Source organism: Pseudohongiella nitratireducens (genome assembly GCF_001642735.1).
In the GTDB taxonomy this organism is placed as follows: domain Bacteria; phylum Pseudomonadota; class Gammaproteobacteria; order Pseudomonadales; family Pseudohongiellaceae; genus Pseudohongiella; species Pseudohongiella nitratireducens.
Genome location: NZ_LWHM01000023.1, coordinates 1 through 20,037, shown reverse-complemented (window position 1 = coordinate 20,037; position 20,037 = coordinate 1). Strand labels below are relative to the sequence as shown.

Annotated in this window: 14 protein-coding genes, 3 tRNA genes and 2 rRNA genes; 4 read left to right on the top strand and 15 right to left on the bottom strand. The window is 50.6% G+C overall.

Annotated features, from left to right (window positions below):
• Position 1 precedes the first annotated feature (1 nt).
• The 9 genes from tuf to PSCS_RS08600 form a co-directional block, all read right to left on the bottom strand.
• Positions 2-1,195 carry an elongation factor Tu gene (gene tuf / locus PSCS_RS08640; protein WP_068810769.1) on the bottom strand — a complete coding sequence of 398 codons (1,194 nt, stop codon included), beginning with the start codon at positions 1,193-1,195 and terminating at the stop codon, positions 2-4.
• 105 nt (positions 1,196-1,300) lie between these two features.
• Positions 1,301-1,376, bottom strand: a tRNA-Thr gene (locus PSCS_RS08635).
• A gap of 29 nt (positions 1,377-1,405) precedes the next feature.
• Positions 1,406-1,479: transfer RNA gene (locus tag PSCS_RS08630), tRNA-Gly, on the bottom strand.
• Positions 1,480-1,517: 38 nt separating this feature from the next.
• A tRNA-Tyr gene (locus PSCS_RS08625) sits at positions 1,518-1,601 on the bottom strand.
• Between the two features lie 64 nt (positions 1,602-1,665).
• Positions 1,666-2,313: a hypothetical protein gene (locus PSCS_RS08620; RefSeq protein ID WP_068811723.1), complete on the bottom strand. Its 648-nt coding sequence runs from the start codon at positions 2,311-2,313 to the stop codon at positions 1,666-1,668.
• Positions 2,310-3,311 (bottom strand): bifunctional biotin--[acetyl-CoA-carboxylase] ligase/biotin operon repressor BirA, encoded by a 1,002-nt coding sequence (birA, locus tag PSCS_RS08615; RefSeq protein WP_068811722.1) that lies wholly within the window; start codon positions 3,309-3,311, stop codon positions 2,310-2,312. The genes PSCS_RS08620 and birA overlap by 4 nt, the downstream gene beginning before the upstream one ends.
• A gap of 44 nt (positions 3,312-3,355) precedes the next feature.
• The gene (locus tag PSCS_RS08610) at positions 3,356-5,089 is read right to left on the bottom strand and encodes a thioredoxin domain-containing protein (protein ID WP_068811721.1); all 1,734 of its coding nucleotides are present in this window, start codon (positions 5,087-5,089) and stop codon (positions 3,356-3,358) included.
• 158 nt (positions 5,090-5,247) lie between these two features.
• Positions 5,248-6,936 carry a carbon starvation CstA family protein gene (locus PSCS_RS08605; RefSeq protein ID WP_068811720.1) on the bottom strand — a complete coding sequence of 563 codons (1,689 nt, stop codon included), beginning with the start codon at positions 6,934-6,936 and terminating at the stop codon, positions 5,248-5,250.
• Between the two features lie 114 nt (positions 6,937-7,050).
• Positions 7,051-8,454 (bottom strand): HupE/UreJ family protein, encoded by a 1,404-nt coding sequence (locus PSCS_RS08600; RefSeq protein WP_068811719.1) that lies wholly within the window; start codon positions 8,452-8,454, stop codon positions 7,051-7,053.
• A gap of 150 nt (positions 8,455-8,604) precedes the next feature.
• On the opposite strand from PSCS_RS08600, the gene PSCS_RS08595 reads away from it, so the two are divergent.
• Together PSCS_RS08595 and PSCS_RS08590 are read left to right on the top strand one after the other, a co-directional pair.
• Complete coding sequence (locus tag PSCS_RS08595) at positions 8,605-9,795, top strand: NHL repeat-containing protein (protein ID WP_082866405.1); 1,191 nt, start codon at positions 8,605-8,607, stop codon at positions 9,793-9,795.
• Between the two features lie 129 nt (positions 9,796-9,924).
• Entirely contained in the window at positions 9,925-10,476 is a 552-nt protein-coding gene (locus tag PSCS_RS08590) for a hypothetical protein (RefSeq protein WP_068811718.1), read from the top strand.
• Between the two features lie 104 nt (positions 10,477-10,580).
• Here the strand turns inward: PSCS_RS08590 and PSCS_RS15885 are convergent, their stop codons facing one another.
• The 3 genes from PSCS_RS15885 to PSCS_RS08580 all read right to left on the bottom strand — a co-directional run bounded on the left by PSCS_RS15885 (position 10,581) and on the right by PSCS_RS08580 (position 11,878).
• Positions 10,581-10,718 (bottom strand): hypothetical protein, encoded by a 138-nt coding sequence (locus PSCS_RS15885; RefSeq protein ID WP_157885673.1) that lies wholly within the window; start codon positions 10,716-10,718, stop codon positions 10,581-10,583.
• A 25-nt stretch (positions 10,719-10,743) separates the two neighbouring features.
• The gene (locus PSCS_RS08585; protein ID WP_068811717.1) at positions 10,744-11,229 is read right to left on the bottom strand and encodes a DUF6644 family protein; all 486 of its coding nucleotides are present in this window, start codon (positions 11,227-11,229) and stop codon (positions 10,744-10,746) included.
• An 88-nt stretch (positions 11,230-11,317) separates the two neighbouring features.
• Positions 11,318-11,878 carry a DUF6644 family protein gene (locus PSCS_RS08580; RefSeq protein WP_068811716.1) on the bottom strand — a complete coding sequence of 187 codons (561 nt, stop codon included), beginning with the start codon at positions 11,876-11,878 and terminating at the stop codon, positions 11,318-11,320.
• A 354-nt stretch (positions 11,879-12,232) separates the two neighbouring features.
• Between PSCS_RS08580 and PSCS_RS08575 the strand changes: the two genes are divergently transcribed.
• Both PSCS_RS08575 and PSCS_RS08570 read left to right on the top strand, forming a co-directional pair.
• Positions 12,233-13,336, top strand: a complete 1,104-nt coding sequence (locus PSCS_RS08575; protein WP_229694656.1) for a peptidyl-alpha-hydroxyglycine alpha-amidating lyase family protein — start codon at positions 12,233-12,235, stop codon at positions 13,334-13,336.
• Positions 13,337-13,632: 296 nt separating this feature from the next.
• Positions 13,633-14,262, top strand: a complete 630-nt coding sequence (locus tag PSCS_RS08570; protein WP_068811715.1) for a hypothetical protein — start codon at positions 13,633-13,635, stop codon at positions 14,260-14,262.
• Positions 14,263-14,289: 27 nt separating this feature from the next.
• On the opposite strand, the gene PSCS_RS08565 is transcribed toward PSCS_RS08570, so the two are convergent.
• The 3 genes from PSCS_RS08565 to PSCS_RS08555 form a co-directional block, all read right to left on the bottom strand.
• On the bottom strand, positions 14,290-15,354 hold the full coding sequence (locus tag PSCS_RS08565) for a CNNM domain-containing protein (protein ID WP_068811714.1): 1,065 nt from the start codon (positions 15,352-15,354) through the stop codon (positions 14,290-14,292).
• A 1,204-nt stretch (positions 15,355-16,558) separates the two neighbouring features.
• A 5S ribosomal RNA gene (rrf, locus tag PSCS_RS08560) occupies positions 16,559-16,674 on the bottom strand.
• 291 nt (positions 16,675-16,965) lie between these two features.
• Positions 16,966-19,869: ribosomal RNA gene (locus PSCS_RS08555) — 23S ribosomal RNA — on the bottom strand.
• Positions 19,870-20,037: the final 168 nt, after the last annotated feature.

The following is a 20,037-nucleotide window of genomic DNA, read 5'->3' as shown; positions in this document are numbered from 1 at the left end:
CTTACTCGATGATCTTGGATACCACGCCGGCACCCACGGTACGACCACCTTCACGGATCGCGAATCGCAGACCTTCGTCCATTGCGATTGGTGCAATCAGCGTGACTTTGAACTTCAGGTTGTCACCTGGCATTACCATCTCAACGCCTTCTGGCAGCTCTACAGCACCAGTCACGTCAGTTGTACGGAAGTAGAACTGTGGACGATAACCTTTGAAGAATGGCGTGTGACGACCACCTTCATCTTTGCTCAGTACGTACACTTCACCTTCAAAGTGAATGTGCGGCGTGATTGAACCCGGCTTGGCCAGAACCTGACCACGCTCAACATCTTCACGCTTAGTACCGCGCAGCAGAACACCTACGTTCTCGCCCGCACGACCTTCGTCGAGCAGCTTGCGGAACATCTCAACACCTGTACAGGTCGTCTTTGTGGTGTCTTTCAGACCAACAATCTCGATCTCTTCACCAACTTTGACAATACCGCGCTCAACACGACCTGTCACAACCGTACCACGACCAGAGATTGAGAACACGTCCTCAATTGGCAACAGGAACGGACGATCGATGTCACGCTCAGGCTCTGGAATGTAGCTGTCCAGTGTTTCTACCAGCTTCTTGACCGCTGTTGTACCCAGCTCGTTGTCATCTTCACCGTTGAGCGCCATCAGCGCAGAACCGATGATGATTGGCGTGTCATCGCCAGGGAAGTCGTAAGCGTCCAACAGCTCACGGATTTCCATCTCAACCAGCTCCAGCAGCTCAGCATCGTCTACCATGTCCGCTTTGTTCATGAACACAACGATGTAAGGAACGCCTACCTGACGTGACAGCAGGATGTGCTCTCGCGTCTGCGGCATGGGGCCATCAGCAGCCGAACATACCAGGATAGCGCCATCCATCTGCGCCGCACCGGTAATCATGTTTTTTACGTAGTCGGCGTGCCCTGGGCAGTCAACGTGCGCATAGTGACGCTCTGGAGAGTCATACTCAACGTGTGCCGTGGAGATCGTAATACCACGCTCACGCTCTTCCGGGGCGTTATCGATCATATCGAATGCACGCGCCTCACCACCCCAAACTTCTGCACACACGCGCGTCAGTGCTGCTGTCAACGTCGTCTTACCATGGTCAACGTGACCAATCGTACCAACGTTTACGTGTACTTTATTACGCTCAAACTTACCCTTCGCCATGATGACCGCCTCTTTCTATATCTAACCAAGCAAGCCCATAAAAGTGACCCATCACTTCCACGGGCCACCCTGAAAATAGTTGACACGATAACGCGCCATTTAATCTGGTGCTCACAACCAGAGTCGAACTGGTGACCTCTTCATTACCAATGAAGTGCTCTACCGCCTGAGCTATGCGAGCATGAATCCGCATTGAGAACAACCGCCAACTGGAGCGGGTAGCGGGAATCGAACCCGCATATCCAGCTTGGAAGGCTGGTGTTCTACCATTGAACTATACCCGCCTGTCGCCAGAACCAAGATATCGACCGACTCATTAAGTTGGTGGAGGGGGGTGGATTCGAACCACCGAAGCTTTCGCGTCAGATTTACAGTCTGATCCCTTTGGCCACTCGGGAACCCCTCCCACAAGAGCCGACGGGATATCTTTTTTCCCGGGTCTCTAAAGCAGAGGCGGCATTTTATGGGAATTATTCGCGTAGTGCAAACATTTCACAGAGATTTTGTTCAATGTTCATTTCAGGCCGCGTCAAAAGCAAATTCTCCATTGCTGATAAGGCCCTGGAAGGCACTTCTGAGGCCAACTCTGCTAACCAGGACTGCTCATTTAAGCGCGGCTCTTCAGTCATTTGAGCCTCAATCCCGCTCTCAATCAAACGCACCAGCAAACGCTGCGCGTTCTCCCGCTCGGCAAACAAACCAAACGAAACCGCACCAGCCAGCTGGCCATTAAGCATCTGATACGATTCCACATCATCGAGCCCTGACTCCTGCAACATTTCCCTTACGCCAGCCAAAAGCCCATCCGCTTCACTTTCCTGAGCCTCAGCCACCACACTGACTGGCATCACATAAACCCTATACCTGATTTCACCCGGGACTGACCGAGTCACCATTTGCCAGCCGGAATGAATATTGCGTATATCGCGAACCAGACGCTCTTCCTGCACTGGCCCAACAAACAGACACGCTGCATCAGGGCGAACCGACAAATCAGCCACCTCACCTACTGTATCAAGCGACCCTGCCGCACTCTCCTGCGGCGCACCGGGCCTAAGCACAAACCACAAAGCCAACAAAAGATTCCCAACCAGAAGCAACCCTGCAAGCGACTTCATTGAGTCGCCACCGGCCTCAAACTGGGCAGCATTTCGCCACCAATCACCTTAACCTGACCGGCGGCCGTTTCCAGCAGCAGGTTACCAGACAGGTCAACACCGACCGGCACACCTTTAGTTACCCTGCTACCACTATGGATCTCAACTGGCTTGCCACTATAGTAATCTGCAGCCATCCACTCTTCACGAAAACCAGCAAACCCCTGACGCTCAAAATCCATCATGACAGCGACTAACTCATTAACCATGGCCGCCAACAATGCATTTCGATCAACACCGCCTTCCCCCAGCCCCGCCAGATCACTGTATACCTGATCAATCTGCATTCCCGCCAACCGGCCGATACGCGTATTCACCCCGATACCAATAACCGCATAACACGGGCCGGCAACATCACCACCGACTTCGACCAAAATGCCACCGAGCTTGGCGCCGCCCACCAGTATGTCATTTGGCCATTTCAGCGATATACCTGAGTAGCCCTGTTTTTTTAACGCCCTCAAAACGGCTACACCACAAGCAAGACTCAACCCTTCAAGCGCCGCAACACCAGACTCAAAAGTCCAGGCCAGAGAAAGGTAAATATTCGCACCAAAAGGGCTCACCCACTTCTTGCCACGACGACCGCGCCCATTCCGCTGGTGTTCCGCAACAACAAGACAAGGAGAGCGGTCGCCAGCCAAGGCAGTCATGGCATCAGCGTTTGTGGAATCAGTACTTAAATGGACAAGCACCCTTTCATCCAGACACCGGGCAGCATCGGCGGAAAGCGCCACCAAAAGCTTCTCTAATTCCAGCAGCTGCAACCCGCCCTCTACCCGGTAACCTTTACCAGTCACCGCTTCAAGCTCAACTCCAATTTCTTTCAACTGCTGGATATGCTTCCAGATAGCCGCCCGGCTTACTCCCAACAAATGACCAAGCGCCTGCCCGGAGTGGAATTCCCCGTCAGAAAGGACATTCAGAATAGGCAGCACTGTTTTCAGATCATCCCTCAATTCCAGACTCCATTTCAGGGCCAGCAAGTCGTACGCACGACCCGCTAGTTAGCTTCACTTAACCGCAACCAGGTCAAGAACATCTCATCCCACACCTGCTCACCCCAGGACACAGATTTCTCAGGATCAGGATTCAGCGGATTAAACGAAGAGTTATCAAACGCCCCTTTTGCAATAATCTCTGTGCCGGCCGGCAAAAAGACCGGTTCTTTCAAGCGATACACCATCTGCCAGTTGTGCTGAAAATTCGGGATAGACAGGAGGCTTTCTTCGCGCCCATCAGGGTAGCGAGCCGTAAAAGCAACCCGCTTGCCACGGTAATGCATATGCGGCGCAAAGCTATGGAGGTAGCTATCCTCAGAAATTACCACTGAAGCCTCAACCGGAAACTCCCGAACCCCTGGCGGAATCTCAAAATCGCCATTCATAATCGCCGTTCTGACCAACTCCTGCCCTGGGGGCGTCTCCCTGAAATACAGACCAAGCCGCGTCCGGTCTGTCACCTCTCGCCCCACAGTTGTGTAATGCAACTGAATCATCAGGCGCATATCTTCAGAAAGTAATATCCCCGCATCGCTCCCCAGCTCGATATGCTCCCTACCTGGCGCATAACCGCCGAAATTTGTGCGACTCCCACCCCGGCTGGCATTTTGCCGCTGCTGTCTTTCGTCCTGGGTATAAATGATGACATGATGGAGGGCGACTTTGTTGTCCACATCAAACTCAAAAGCCGAGACCCATTTATCCTCTTCCAGATTTAACTCCACGGGCACAAAAGCATAGTCCAGCACACCTGTGGCCGGTATTTGCTGCTCAGGCAACTCAATCACAACATCAGGCTCACCCAGTGCCCAGCCACTTTCCGGTGCTGACCACCCAGCCAAAGGATCATCTTCAACCGGAGACTTCTTTGCCCCGTCGTTTATCCACTGCATCAGCACCTGCATTTCCCTATCACTGATGTGGTTCACATCCTCAAATGCCGCCGCATCGTTGTAATCAACCTGACCGGGCGGCATACGCCGGGTCAGCAAGGTCTCTTTGATCATGGTACTCCAGCCCTGAATCATCAGGTGGCCATCCATTGACCATGGCGCCACTCCGCCATCCTGATGACAGCCAGCACAACGCGCTTTCAGGATCGGCGCGACATCTTGCTCATAACTGACACCCTCCTGACGGACCGAGTCCAGGGCCGGCAAATTCACCACAGGGCCGTTCAATGCATAGGCAGCCTGAATAAAAGGCTCGCCACGTGTGACTGAGTGCAATATATAGTGCAGATAAGAACTCATGCCAGGCAATGTTGCCGCCAAAGATTGCTGGGTTGGATTACCATTAAACAGACCTACAGCCCCCTGATAAATCACATCCAACCGCCCAGGATCAACCACCAGCACCTCTCCGCTGCGCGACAAGCCAAGCGCCTGAGTAACCAGTTGAGATTCGTCCAGCAAGAAAGGAAGCTGCTGCACATCCATTGCGCGCGCCAGATCGTTGAGCGAAGATCGCGTTTGCGCAAGATCGGCGACCAGCACCTGAAAACCCACCGGCTCACCCCTGAAGCGTTCGCGCAAACGGTCCATTTCCTGCACCGCCGCACGACCAAAAGGGTCCGATGGATCAAACAACAGAATAACCACAGCCTGCTTATCAGTGGAACGACTCAACTGATGAAAGCGACCATTCTGATCGATCAATGAGAAATCTGGCACTCGATTGGCAAGCGAATGGCTCGACAGACACCAGAGAAGCAAGAATATTAAGGTTTTTTGCATGACTCCATTTTCTGGTATTACCCAGCAGACTACTATCTTCAGCAGGATTATAGTCAATCAAATGGGCCAGAATATTCCAGACAGGACGAACATTGCAATTATTTGTAACGCTCGCTCGATAAAAGGCCGGTGATCACACCGGCCTTTATCATCTTAAATCAGGATGCGCTTTCAGATGCAGCCTGATCCTTTTTGAGCTTGGAAACCACTGACGCAGCCTCCAGCATGACAAGAACACTCACCACCAGCACTACGAAGTCCAGGAATACCAGCAGGTAGTTCCCTTCGTTGTAGAACGACACCAGCTGCAACATACCAGCCAGGAACGATGTAATCAGCACAAAGATCATCGGAATCAATGTATAGAACGACGGACGCCCCATTTTGATTAACATGACCGTAATTACCAGTAGTGTCAGACTCGCCAGAATCTGGTTGGTTGCACCGAACAGCGGCCAGATTATCATACCGCCGGCCCCCGATGAGCCACCGGCGCCAAATGCCAGCAACAGACAGGCAACAACAGCAACAATCGTAGCAGCTAGTCCTGACTTGAATAGTTTGATGCCATAAATATCACCCCACTCCTGGATGATATAACGCTGCAAACGAACACCCGAATCCATAGTCGTGCCAGCAAACAGCGCCACCATTGTAGCCAGCAACACCTGGGCAAACCCTTCAGAGATACCCGGCCAGGAAGTACCGATCAATGCCGCACCACCTGCCACGAACGCTGGCGCACCGCCGTCCGAGAACTCAGCATACAGCGTGTGCCACTGATCAGGACTGGCCGCATAGGCAACAGTACAAACCGCAACAATGGTGATCAAAGCCAGGGAGCCTTCACCAACCGCACCGAGGTAACCGACGAAACGGGCATCGGTCTCTTTATCCAGCTGCTTGGAGCTGGTACCGGAAGCCACGATACCGTGGAAACCAGAAATCGCACCACAGGCAATGGTTACAAACAACAAGGGGAAGATACTCGGCGTCCCTTCAGCCGTTTGTGTGTTAAATGCAGGCGCCACCATGTCTGGCATAGTCAGCAACACAGCGCCATACAACAGAATCAAACCTACGATGAGTTGCATACCGTTAATAAAATCACGTGGTTGCAACAACACCCAAACCGGCAGCATGGATGCTATAGCGGCATAGATAAACAGAATGATGATCCAGTTAGCGCTTGGCGCCAGTCCAAATAATGAATCAGGCAAGCTGATCTCAATAAAGGTACCCGCCCAGATGGAGAAATAAAGAATCGCCACACCTGCCGCAGTCAGCAACATCAAACTGTAGTTGCGACGCAACAGCTGACCTATCACCAACGCGACAGCGATTGCCATCCATGCCGGGAAGACAGATCCCGGGGTTCCCACAAAGCCGTTGGCAATAACCACACCAAATACAGCATTAACCATTAACAGGAGCAGGAAAATAACAATAAGGAATAATGAGCGAGTACGCTTACCAATCACATTCTCTGACAGAGCACCGATTGATTTACCCTTGTTACGGGTACTTGCCCACAAGGCGCCCATATCATGAACACCGGCGAAGAAAATGGTGCCGAAAACAACCCAAAGCAAGGCGGGCAACCAACCCCAGTATACCGCGATAGCAGGACCAACAATCGGCGCAGCACCAGCCACTGAAGTAAAGTGGTGTCCCCACAGGACATATTTATTTGTTGGTACATAATCCACACCATCACTAAGTTCGTGTGCCGGTGTTTGGAAATCAGGATCCAGTTGGTAGATCTTTTCTGCAATAAATCTGGAATAGACAAACCAGCCAAATGCCAGCCCGGCCACACCAAACAATATGATCATCACCCCGCCCATAAAGAAGCTCCCCGCTTGTTATTATCAACCACACATGAGACAGCGCTGCCCCAAAGGCAGCGCCGAATCATAACAACTATTTATCCAGCAGCACAATGGCCACCTAACTCAGACTCACAATGTTACATTTGCCTGTTCCCCGCCCCGGGAAGACTGGTTACTGGCAAAATAACGTGAAAAAACGTTTTGCATTAACCATAAAACACCACCTGCCAACAGCAGCAAGGCCAGCCACTGCAGTAGCCCGGTAAAGAAATACCTGTCCAGCGCGGGCAGGGAAAGGTCATAGGCGAAAAACCGCGTCAACCTGTCCTCCATCCAATGCCAGGCCCAATGAGCCACGAGCGCTGAAAGCACAATGACACCCATTCTCTCTGGCAGAACATACTTGAATGCCAGCCCGATAACAGGCACAACAAGGAGCAATACCAGTATCTGCCCAAACTCTACGCCGAGATTGAAAGCAAGCAAAGAGGCGAGCAGGTGCGAACCTGCAAATTGCATACTTTCTGTCAGCAGGAAAGAGAACCCGAACCCGTGGACGAGACCAAAACCGAAAGTCACTATCCAGCGATGCTCCTGCTTTACGCCAAAAATATTCTCAATGGCCATATACACAATAGAGAGCGCAATAAGACTCTCGATCAGCGACGGGAACCAGATTGCCGAAGGCACCCAGCCAAGTGCAGAGGCAATCAATGTCAGCGAATGAGCCACGGTAAAAGAGGTGACTACGGGAATCAGTGCCCGCACATTCCGCAATGGGATCAACAGGCAAAACAGGAACAACAAGTGATCCGCGCCTTCCAGAATATGAACAAAACCCAGACTGATAAAGTTCCACATTGCCTGGTACCAGTGCGGATCCAGATTGACACGACCAGGGTTGCCTATATAAGAGAAGGTTCTTTCTGCACCGTCTTCGAGCACATATCTAAGCACAGTCGTTGTTTCCAGTCCCAGGGTACCCAGGCGAGGATCAATGGAGAAGCGGGACTCTGCAGAGGAAATTGGATAGGTGGCCAGAATATCTAAAAAACCCTGCCGAAAATACAAATTCACGTCGTCTGAAATCGTTGGCGAATTTACCGTTTCTAATGCCGACTGGTAATCGGTAAATCCACGATTTGACGGCAATGCAATACGACTGGCAGTCACTGTTGGCTGCTCCAGCAACTCATCCCCTTCGAAAATCTGAATTGAACGCAGGAGCGTATTGTATGCTGCGTCCGCTTTAGCATCTTCTGCCTGCGAGAAGATCAGAAAGCCAATTTCTCCTCGCAATGGCCACTGAACCCCTCCCATCGCATCCATCGGGACACGCATCAGCAGGTTTAACTGATTGCCCTCAGGCTTCACAAACGCCTGAATAGCAACACGTTGTGGAATTTCATCACTGTAAGCGGGAGATGCCAGCCCAATGAATGCCAGCAGCCATGCTGATATCAATACACTAAATGCTCCCCAGCGGGCTTTTGTGTCAGATACCGCCCTGTCTCCCCCGATCTTATTATTCATTTCTACCTCTTGACTGCCTTCTTATTTAATTATGTACTTGCGTGTGCTAAGTTTGCTACCACACGAGTATACTGGTCACAGTTTAATGAGTATACTGCGGAACCCAGAGGAAAATATCTTTCTGAATGTACTAACCCCGGAGGGAGTATAATGACAAAAAAAATGAAGTTCGCGGCAGGAGCCACTCTGGCCGCAGCCATCACTGCACTGACAGCTGGACAGTCGCTACTGGAAGAGCCGGCGGTTGCTCAGTCCGGCGAAATGGTTTCTGCTCCCGTTTTCGAAGTTGACCCATTCTGGCCAAAACCACTGCCAAATCAGTGGGTTATCGGTAACACCATTGGTCTGGAAATCGACGAAAACGATCACGTCATTATCGTTCATCGCGATCAGGACGAGATGTTTGGTGGCCTCACTGAAATTGGCTTAAAAATGGGTGTCAGCGATTGTTGTACGCCTGCTCCCCCCATCCTCGAATTTGACCCTGAAGGCAACCTGGTCAACTCCTGGGGCGGCCCTGGTGACGGTTTCACCTGGCCAGCATCCAACCACGGCGTAGGTATCGCACCAAACGGTAACGTATGGATTGGTGGTAACGGTAGCGGCGACGCCCACGTTCTCGAATTCACTCGAGATGGACAGTTTGTTAACCAGTACGGTATTCCTGGTTCAGCACCTGACAGCAACAGCACAGAATTCTTCGGCCAGGTAGCCGAAATTTCTATCGACGGTGATGCTAACGAAGTGTATCTGGCTGACGGTTATCGCCATAAGCGTGTTGCCGTTATCGACCTGAACACAGGCGCGTTCAAACGTTACTGGGGTGCTTACGGCAACCGTCCTGAAGACGTTCGCGTGAACTACGAGCCAGGTGATCGCCCAGAACAGTTCCGTGGACCTGTTCACTGTGCAATCCCCTCACATGATGACATGATCTATGTTTGTGACCGTGGCTCCGACCGTATCCAGGTATTCCGCCCAGACGGCACCTTCATTAAAGAAGCGTATATTTCTCCAGACACCCTGGGACAAGGCTCTACCTGGGACATCTCCTTCTCTAACGACGAAGACCAGAAGTTCATCTACCTGGCTGACGGCCAGAACTTCAAAATTTACGTCCTGGATCGTGAATCTCTGGAAGTATTGACCAGCTTTGGTGGCGGTGGCCGTCAACCAGGCCTGTTCTATGCGCCTCACAGCATCGCGACTGATTCTCGCAACAACGTTTACACGACAGAAACCTATGAAGGTAAGCGTGTTCAGAAATTTGTATACCAAGGTATGCGTGAAGTTCCTAAAGGCGTCCACCAAGGTGTGGCATGGCCTGCAGACCGCCTGTAAACCAATTTGGTTAAGCCGGCATTAAGGCAACATTTGCCATAGTCGGTTACAGGCACAAGGAGGGCTGGCAGCAGACATTCTGCTTCAGCCCTTTTTTTTGAACAGAAAATAAGACACAGGAGATTAAGTGTGAAGTGGCAAGCAATTAAAGCATTTTGCCTGGGTAGCGCCCTAGCATTAGGCGCACAAACAGTATCGGCAGAAACAGTCAGTGTTGATTACCAGTTCAATGGCAACACAGGTGTCGACATGAGTGGAATGGCTGGGGCACCAATGACAGTCAATGCTTTTACCGATAATCGCGACCTACCAGGCAACGAAGCGACTGTGGTTGGCGAAGATAACCTGACACTTGAAGACGGCACATTTGCCGAATTGGTAAGACAGGCAATTATTGCATCTTTTGAGTCTTCAAATGCCGAACTGGGTGAAGGTGGAAATCTTTCTCTGGATGGCTCAATTGTGGAATTGGAATTCCGCCCAGGCGCTGACGGACTGGAAATGGTACTTCGCACTGAGCTGACACTCTATGCTGGTAGCCGTAACGCATGGCAAAGCACTCTACTCAGCAGTGTACGCACAGAGTTTGTTGATTTCGAAACAGCCATTTATGACAGTATGGACAGACTCATTTCCGAGTTGTTTTACGATGATTACTTCCTGCTGGCACTCGGCCTCTAAGCCTCTTTAAGCACAAAGATTTCGATCAGATACATTCACAGCGTCCAGCAATAACTATAAAGGTTGCTTGCTGGGCGCTGTTTCAAAACAGCCCGAGTTATCGTTTAGCCGTACGCCAACTCAAGCAACTCCATTACGTTCTGTACTTGAAAGCCCCAGTAGATAACAGCACCAACAATAATCACAGTTGAACTACCCAAGGCTATTTTTTCCCTCAAGCTCAATGATTTATTCTCACTCATCGTAACCTCCGGCAAATCCAGCCAATCAAGAGAACCCAATCCAGCGACCCGTTGCCGCTACCGTAAACCAGACCAGTATTGAGGCAATTGCCACAATACGTAAAACCCAGGGATTTATCTGGCTGTGATCCCCCTTTAACAACGGCCGCTTTACTGCAAATACAAACAAAACACCGGCGATCAGGGCATACATTTTTGCCCAATAGGCCGCATTATAGAAAAGTTTTTGGGCAATTGCGGCCGCCATAAACACACCTGAGGCAACAATTGCTATCAAAGCAATACGGAACCATTTATGAGCTTGCTCAGTCACAACTTCCGAGGGCACATCGCGCAGGACCACCCCCAACAACCGAAGGTCTGCGACCAGCACCGTACCTCCCAGCAGGGCCAGAGACATCAGATGGATTGATTGCCCTAATGTCGCATAAACACCACCATAGGTTTTGCCGATATAGCCCAGGTAAGTAGTTTCAGCCCATTCAAAAAATGATAACGGTAATAGTTCCATGGGAACTCCCTCTAAATCTCTATCAACGTTGCTGTTTTAATTCGTGCAAAGTTAGTTAGCCCGTTCGGGTAAACACCAAGCACTGCCCCTAAGGTGCAACACACCCTGCAGCCACGCTAAGCCACTGTGGCAGTTCGCGGTAACACTGATACCAGTCATAGGCAATCAAACGTCCCGTGGTGACTACACCAATCCACAATACCAGCGAGAATGCCGCTCCCAGCTGCAGGTTGCGGGGGGCTTTGGCATCAAACTCCCAACTCGCCCCTGAGGCCAGCATGCGCCGGTGAAATAACACTGCATTGATGAAAGCAATAATGAGCAACAGGAACTTAATACGGAACCAGATGCTTTGTGTGGTATAGACAGGCTTTGCATAAAACAGCAGGAGGCCGGTAATAAACATCACGGCAAAACCAATCATCATAACCAGGTTCAGTCGATTAGCCAGCTTCACAGCAGAAACATTGGGCATTGCCAGGCCGAGCATTCGCAGGTCGATAAATATCAACATCCCCAAACTGACCATAACGGTCAATACATGCGTTGTTTCTATCCAGTTATACAGATAATAAGACTGTTCAATGGCTCTACTACCTGATGTGGCGTATAGCCATTCTGCAAACTGCAGTAACCATTCATTTATCACAACCCGCAATCTCCCTGACTGGCTTCCGTAAAGTGTTCAAGAGTGTGCCTGCTACTTCTTCTGACACAATATCACTGAACGGTTTGAAATCTCGTTATTATATTACGTGTACCTTTCTATCCTGCATTTACTGCAACACACTATCTGTCTACATACAGGTAAAATCCATCGCTGAGAAGAGTAACACAGCACACTGAATATGCATCTTCAACTTGTCCCGCTTTTCTGCAATTCATACCAGTTGCTTGATATGGTTCAAGCGGACGAGTGTTCGGATGGAAAGGTTTGAGTTAAGAACAGAGGTGGTTTATTCTGGCTGTCCAAACAGTTATCAGAAGGGAGACCACTCCACTCATGTCAACATTCAGCGACACTAATTACAAGAAATCACTGAAGAAAGCCGCTCTGGCTGTTTCTATTTCCTTTGCCACTTTATCTGGCGCCGCCATCGCGCAGTCTGATTTCAGCGATCCGGACATGGAACCAACCAACGACCTGCCAAACCCATACTCAACGATTGAAGGCTACCTGAAAATGCCAGCCGGCCGTGAGTGGGGTTCAACCAGTGCAATCCATATTGATATCGATGGCGAAAGCGTCTGGGTAGCTGAGCGCTGTGGTGCAAACGTTGGCGCTTGTGTGGCTAATCCTGACGTTGATCCGGTTATGCTGTTCGATAAGGACGGCAACATGGTTCGCAGCTTCGGCGCAGGCCTGATCACCTGGCCACACGGCATCGAAGTCGACGAAGGTGGCAATGTCTGGGTCACAGACGCCCGTGGACATGACGGTGATGACGTTGATCCAGCACACGTATACGGACACCAGGTTCACAAATTCAGCCCAGAAGGCCGTCACCTGATGACGCTGGGCAAACCCGGCGGTTCACGTGAACCAGGCTATATGTTCCAGCCTAACGATGTACTCGTTGCACCAGATGGTCACATTTTTGTAGGCGAAGGCCACTCAAATGCTGAAGATGCACCCGCACGTATTCTCAAGTTCAGCCCAAGTGGTGACCTGGTAGATACCTGGGGCAGCTATGGTACAGAGCCTGGCGAGTTCATGCAGCCTCACGCACTTGCACTCGACTCACAAGGCCGTCTGTTTGTAGCGGACCGGAGCAACGACCGGATCCAGATTTTTACCCAGGATGGCGAATTGCTTGATGTCTGGTACCACTTCAGCCGTAACAGCGGCATCTTCATCGATGAGAACGATGTTCTTTATGCGGCCGACTCTGAGTCCGGCTCAGTTAACCCAGCACATGGTGACTGGACTCGCGGCATCCGGGTTGGTAATGCCCGTACGGGTGAAATCAACTATCTGATCCCTGACCCACAGCCAGACTGTCGTGGCACCTGTACAGCTGAAGGCGTAACTGTTGATAAAAACGGTGTCATCTACGGTGCTGAAGTTGGCCCTGTTGGTGGAGTAAAACGTTACGTTCGTGACTAACATGACGCGTTTATTTGAAGAGAGAACAGGGCTTCGTAGGAGCTTTTAAAACTCTTCGTCGAAAAGGGAGGTGTTCAAGCTTGGATACCTCCCTTTTTTTGTCCCAGATATTATGTGATATCTGCCATATTAACGTTCACATTGTTAATATCAGGCTAACAGTTAGTGAATTGTACCAAGGGCCTTTTTGAAAAGAACTCTTTAACACTTATAAATCAACACCTTGTAAAGATGGCACAATGCTTGCTCTATTCTGATCAGACAGTTCTACTTTAATCAGAATCAGGAGAAATACTGTGCTAACCAAAAAGGCAGCTGCCTTCGCTTTAATACTCGCATTCACCATTTCATCTTTTGCCTGCGCCGATGAAATCCGTCACCACGAATTTTCTGTCGACGGTCTTGATTCTTTGCAGATGTCAGTTAATGTCGGCAGTATCAAGATTCACGCCGAACAGAACGACAGCATATCGGTACACCTCACACTGGAAAATGAGGGGGACGACAACTGGTTTAATTTTAATAATTCAAACCTGGACGCCAATACAGATCTGGAATCAAGTATACGGGGCAGTGCCTTGTACCTCCGCTTTGATGAGGATGACATCAAAACCACTTGGGAGATTTCAGTGCCAGAACACTTTTCCACCGAGATTGACATGGCTGTTGGTGCAGTTGAAATATCGGGATTGACGGGTGATCAGGAAATTGACCTGGCAGTCGGTTCTGTTCAAATCCGACAAGCCGAAACATCTGTTGCAGAGGTGGAGCTGAAGAGCAATATAGGAGATACAAAAATTTCGGGAATCCGTGCTGACAACGACCGGAAAGCGCTTATTGGCTCTTCCTCCTTCGCTCGTGGCGAAGGAGACAGCTATATCAAGGCCACGGTAAATGTTGGCGAAGCCAGCTTCCGCGCTCAGTAATGCCTAAATGATCATCGACAGTTACGGTTAACGAGACAGTGTTCCTGTCTCACGCAACTGCTCGGGGCCTTTGACCATACGCTGATGTTTCAGGCGATTCTCCCAACGTTTTCGCGCAAAACGACGCATGTTTGGGATGTCGTCTGTTTCATCCATGATGGCTTGTCCCAGAATGGTTTCCAGTACGTCCTCCATTGTCACCAGCCCCAACCAGGTACCGTATTGATCATAAACAAGATTCATGTGCTGATGTTCATTAAGGAAATCAGTCAGCACTGACTCTACACTTGCTTCATCATTGGTAATTTTAACGGGTTTCACCAGTTCAGAGACAGGCGTTTCGCCATCGGCGACCAGCAATTCCGACCGAAAAACCACCCCAAGAGGATGTTCTGCGTTATCGAGAACCGGATAACGGGAAAACGCTGTATTATGCAGTTTACTCAAAACGTTTTTTACTTTTTCATCACCTAATAAGTACTCACAAACCATTCTCGGTGTCATGACATCTTTTATCCTGACCTCATGTAGATCGAGAATATTCGCAATCACACGTCTCTCATCTTCATCAAGTTGATCTGTATCACGCCCCAGCTTTGTTAACGCTTTAATTTCAGAGCGTAGGTCAATATCAGGCTCTCCAGCACCCATCCATTCTGTCAGCTTATCAGACATCATGATGAAGGGCTTTAACAGGAATATCATCGTGTTGAGGGTTGCGGGCAACATTGGCACAAATGAGCGCCAATTCTTCGCACCAATGGTTTTGGGGATAATTTCGGAAACAATCAGTACAGCAAAGGTCATGATGGCTGATGCCGCCCCCAGGTAGCCATCACCGAGCACAACGCCTACCTGGGCGCCAACACCCGCGGCACCAAAGGTATGAGCAACGGTGTTTAATGTAAGGATTGCGGCCAGAGGCTGATCAATCCGATCTTTTAGTAGCCGTAGCTTACGATAAAGCTCTGGTTTGACATCCTTGTACTGGATGATGTGGCTAGGCGTCAGGCTCAGCAAAGTCGCTTCAAGTAGTGAGCAGAAGAATGAAATGCTGATCGATACAACTGCAATAATAATGAGGGTCGCCATGGAGGCTTAGTTCTACTCCTGTAATAAGGGCCGGAAGACGATCGTACTATAGTTATTTAGACGGCTCAATGATTACTCGCTTGTAAAAAAGACGGTCAGGGCATCATGTTATGTCTCGCAGCCGACCACTGCCTGGCGTTCCTTACCCGGCAACCGAAAACTCGCCTGAAGGGAGTACGATCAGGACATCCTATTATGTCTCGTAGCCGGCCACTGCCTGGCGTTCCTTGCCCGGCAACCGAAAACTCGCCTTGAGGCTCAGACAGTTCGGTTGCCTTTTCGGGCAAGGAGCACCAGGCAAAACGTGGTCTGATTGGCTTCGAGACATAATAGGATGCCCTTCCCTTGTGCCGTGCTGTGATTAGGAACTCAGTTAACGAAGGGGCGAGATCCAGGGGTGGGCCGAATCACTATAGCCGGTTTTAGCCTTAAATCAGACTGGGGGTTTTAGCTTTATGATGGTCCAGATCCTTATGTATCCACACTCAGCACTACACAAAGGAAGGGCATCATAGATCCGATTGCAGACAGTCAGACCACGCCTAGCATATCGTTTGTCGCTCGAAAAAGCGGGCGGACTATCTGAAGCCGACAGGCTGAGTTTCCGTCCGCCGAGCGACATGCGATATGCTGTGGTCGTCTGCCATCGGATCTATGATGCCCTGACTGCCCTTCTTCCGAGTTTTCGGCTACTGGGTAAGGCGTGTTAGGCAGGCGTCGGCTTTGGTGAATGACGGAGTGATCTGTGCTGGGCCCAGAAAATCAAAAAGGGCTACCCCAGATGGGATAGCCCTTTTTGATTTTAATGCCTGACAAAATGGTAGGACAGCCATTTTGGACGCCGTTTACGGCGCCCCGAAGGGGTGAGGCCCAGGGATGGGCCGAATCACTATGGCCGGTTTTCGCTCCTGCAAAACCGGCACTTCTGCCATCCCTGGCGGGCGTCCGACGGACATCGGCAGGCTTTGCAGAGGCACAAAAAAAATCCCCAGCCTCAAACGAGACTGGGGATTTTCACTTTTTGATGCCTGACGATGGTCCAGCCCCGCATCTCAGATGCGGGTCGTTCCCTCACTAAGCAAGCTGTGCTTGCTTTGCCCTACGGGCACCGTGGCTCACCCTACTCTCTCGTAGGACATCGTCACCAGGACCCAGAAAATAAAAAAGGGCTACCCCATGCGGGATAGCCCTTTTTGATTTTAATGCCTGACGATGTCCTACTCTCACATGGGGAAGCCCCACACTACCATCGGCGCTGAGCGGTTTCACTTCTGAGTTCGGAATGGGATCAGGTGGTTCACACTCGCTATGGTCGTCAGGCAAACTGTTGATGCCAGTCGCTTTTTGCTCAAACTGAGCGGGCGACTCCATCGTTTACCCGTTTTGTGAACAACTGCCCGTTCGGCAGCGGTTTCACATAACCTGAGTCCGTTTTCACAGCCCAGGTCTTTGACAATCAATGAATGAAGTATAGTCTCTAGATTGCTCTAGATCATGTGTATGCCGTGCTCTACAAGCACATTTTTTAATCTGACTTCGATCGCTATGACAAGTCGTCATCAACGCTCAATAATCACTTATCGGTTTTGGCTTTCAAAAACCTGCGATTATATGGTCAAGCCTCACGTGCAATTAGTACTGGTTAGCTCAACGCCTCACAACGCTTACACACCCAGCCTATCAACGTCCTGGTCTCGAACGGCACTTTAGGGGGCTCAAGGCCCCAGGGAGATCTCGTCTTGAGGGGGGCTTCCCGCTTAGATGCTTTCAGCGATTATCCCGTCCGAACATAGCTACCGGGCAATGCCACTGGCGTGACAACCCGAACACCAGAGGTTCGTCCACTCCGGTCCTCTCGTACTAGGAGCAGCTCCTCTCAAATCTCCAACGCCCACGGCAGATAGGGACCGAACTGTCTCACGACGTTCTAAACCCAGCTCGCGTACCACTTTAAATGGCGAACAGCCATACCCTTGGGACCGGCTTCAGCCCCAGGATGTGATGAGCCGACATCGAGGTGCCAAACACCGCCGTCGATGTGAACTCTTGGGCGGTATCAGCCTGTTATCCCCGGAGTACCTTTTATCCGTTGAGCGATGGCCCTTCCATACAGAACCACCGGATCACTATGACCTGCTTTCGCACCTGCTCGAGCCGTCGCTCTCGCAGTCAAGCACCCTTATGCCATTACACTAAGTGGGCGATTTCCGACCGCCCTTAGGGTACCTTCGTGCTCCTCCGTTACGCTTTGGGAGGAGACCGCCCCAGTCAAACTACCCACCACACACGGTCCTCGTCCCCGTTTCAGGGACTGAGTTAGAACCTCAACAATACCAGGGTGGTATTTCAAGGGCGACTCCACAACAACTAGCGTTGCTGCTTCAAAGTCTCCCACCTATCCTACACAGATAGTGTCAAAGTCCAGTGTGAAGCTATAGTAAAGGTTCACGGGGTCTTTCCGTCTAGCCGCGGGTACACTGCATCTTAACAGCGATTTCAATTTCACTGAGTCTTGGGTGGAGACAGCGTGGCCATCATTACGCCATTCGTGCAGGTCGGAACTTACCCGACAAGGAATTTCGCTACCTTAGGACCGTTATAGTTACGGCCGCCGTTTACCGGGGCTTCGATCAAGAGCTTCGCCGAAGCTAACCCCATCAATTAACCTTCCGGCACCGGGCAGGCGTCACACCCTATACTTCCACTTACGTGTTTGCAGAGTGCTGTGTTTTTAATAAACAGTTGCAGCCACCTGGTCACTTCGACCGGACCCAGCTTAGAGAGCAAGTCTCATCACCAGAGCCGGCGTACCTTCTCCCGAAGTTACGGTACCATTTTGCCTAGTTCCTTCACCCAAGTTCTCTCAAGCGCCTTGGTATTCTCTACCTGATCACCTGTGTCGGTTTACAGTACGGTCAATTGTTATCTGAAGCTTAGAAGGTTTTCCTGGAAGCATGGCATCAACCACTTCTCTTTCTAAAAAGAAAGATCGTCATCAGTTCTCGGCCTCCTCATTAAAGAGAGCGACCCGGATTTACCTAAGTCACTGACCTACAACCTTAAACGCGGACAACCAACGCCGCGCTGGCCTAGCCTTCTCCGTCACTCCATCGCAATAACAATCGGTATCGGAATTTTAACCGATTTCCCATCGACTACACCTTTCGGTCTCGCCTTAGGGGCCGACTCACCCTGCCCCGATTAACGTTGGGCAGGAAACCTTGATCTTCCGGCGGGGAGGTTTTTCACCCCCCTTATCGTTACTCATGTCAGCATTCGCACTTCTGATACCTCCAGCAGACTTCTCAATCCACCTTCAACGGCTTACAGAACGCTCCTCTACCATACGTGCAAAGCACGCATCCGCAGCTTCGGTTATCAGTTTGAGCCCCGTTATATCTTCCGCGCAGGCCGACTCGACTAGTGAGCTATTACGCTTTCTTTAAAGGATGGCTGCTTCTAAGCCAACCTCCTAGCTGTCTGAGCCTTCCCACATCGTTTCCCACTTAACTGATATTTGGGACCTTAGCTGGCGGTCTGGGTTGTTTCCCTCTTGACAACGGACGTTAGCACCCGCTGTCTGTCTCCCGTGATAAAACTTACTGGTATTCGGAGTTTGCATCGGGTTGGTAAGTCGGGATGACCCCCTAGCCGAAACAGTGCTCTACCCCCAGCAGTCAATGACACGAGGCGCTACCTAAATAGCTTTCGAGGAGAACCAGCTATCTCCGGGCTTGATTAGCCTTTCACTCCGACCCACAGCTCATCCCCTAATTTTTCAACATTAGTGGGTTCGGTCCTCCAGTGCCTGTTACGGCACCTTCAACCTGGCCATGGGTAGATCGCCCGGTTTCGGGTCTAATGCCAGCAACTAAACGCCCTATTAAGACTCGGTTTCCCTACGGCTCCCCTATTCGGTTAACCTTGCTACTGACATTAACTCGCTGACCCATTATACAAAAGGTACGCAGTCACAGAACAAGTCTGCTCCTACTGCTTGTACGTACGCGGTTTCAGGATCTATTTCACTCCCCTCTCCGGGGTTCTTTTCGCCTTTCCCTCACGGTACTAGTTCACTATCGGTCAGCCAGGAGTATTTAGCCTTGGAGGATGGTCCCCCCATCTTCAGTCAAAATTACACGTGTTTCGACCTACTCGTTTTCACAACTGCAGCGCTTTCGTGTACGGGGCTATCACCCACTGTCGCCGGACTTTCCAGACCGTTCCACTAACACTGCTGTTGCTTAAGGGCTTTTCCCCGTTCGCTCACCGCTACTAAGGGAATCTCAATTGATTTCTTTTCCTGCAGGTACTTAGATGTTTCAGTTCCCTGCGTTCGCCTCACATGCCTATGTATTCAGCATGTGATGACCCATAAATGGGCCGGGTTTCCCCATTCGGACACCTCCGGATCAAAGCCTGTTTGACGGCTCCCCGAAGCATTTCGTTGCCTACCACGTCCTTCATCGCCTCTGGCTGCCAAGGCATCCACCACGTACGCTTAGTTGCTTGACCATATAATCTCAGACTCCTAAAAGCCCAAAACACATCTCAAACAACTCGCCTTCGATCGTCGTACAGATTATGCGCTTGTATTAAGAACAGCATACACATCTTATTGTCCAACCAGCCTAAGCCAGTCAGCAATAATCTATATACTTCATTCATTGATTGTTAAAGAAC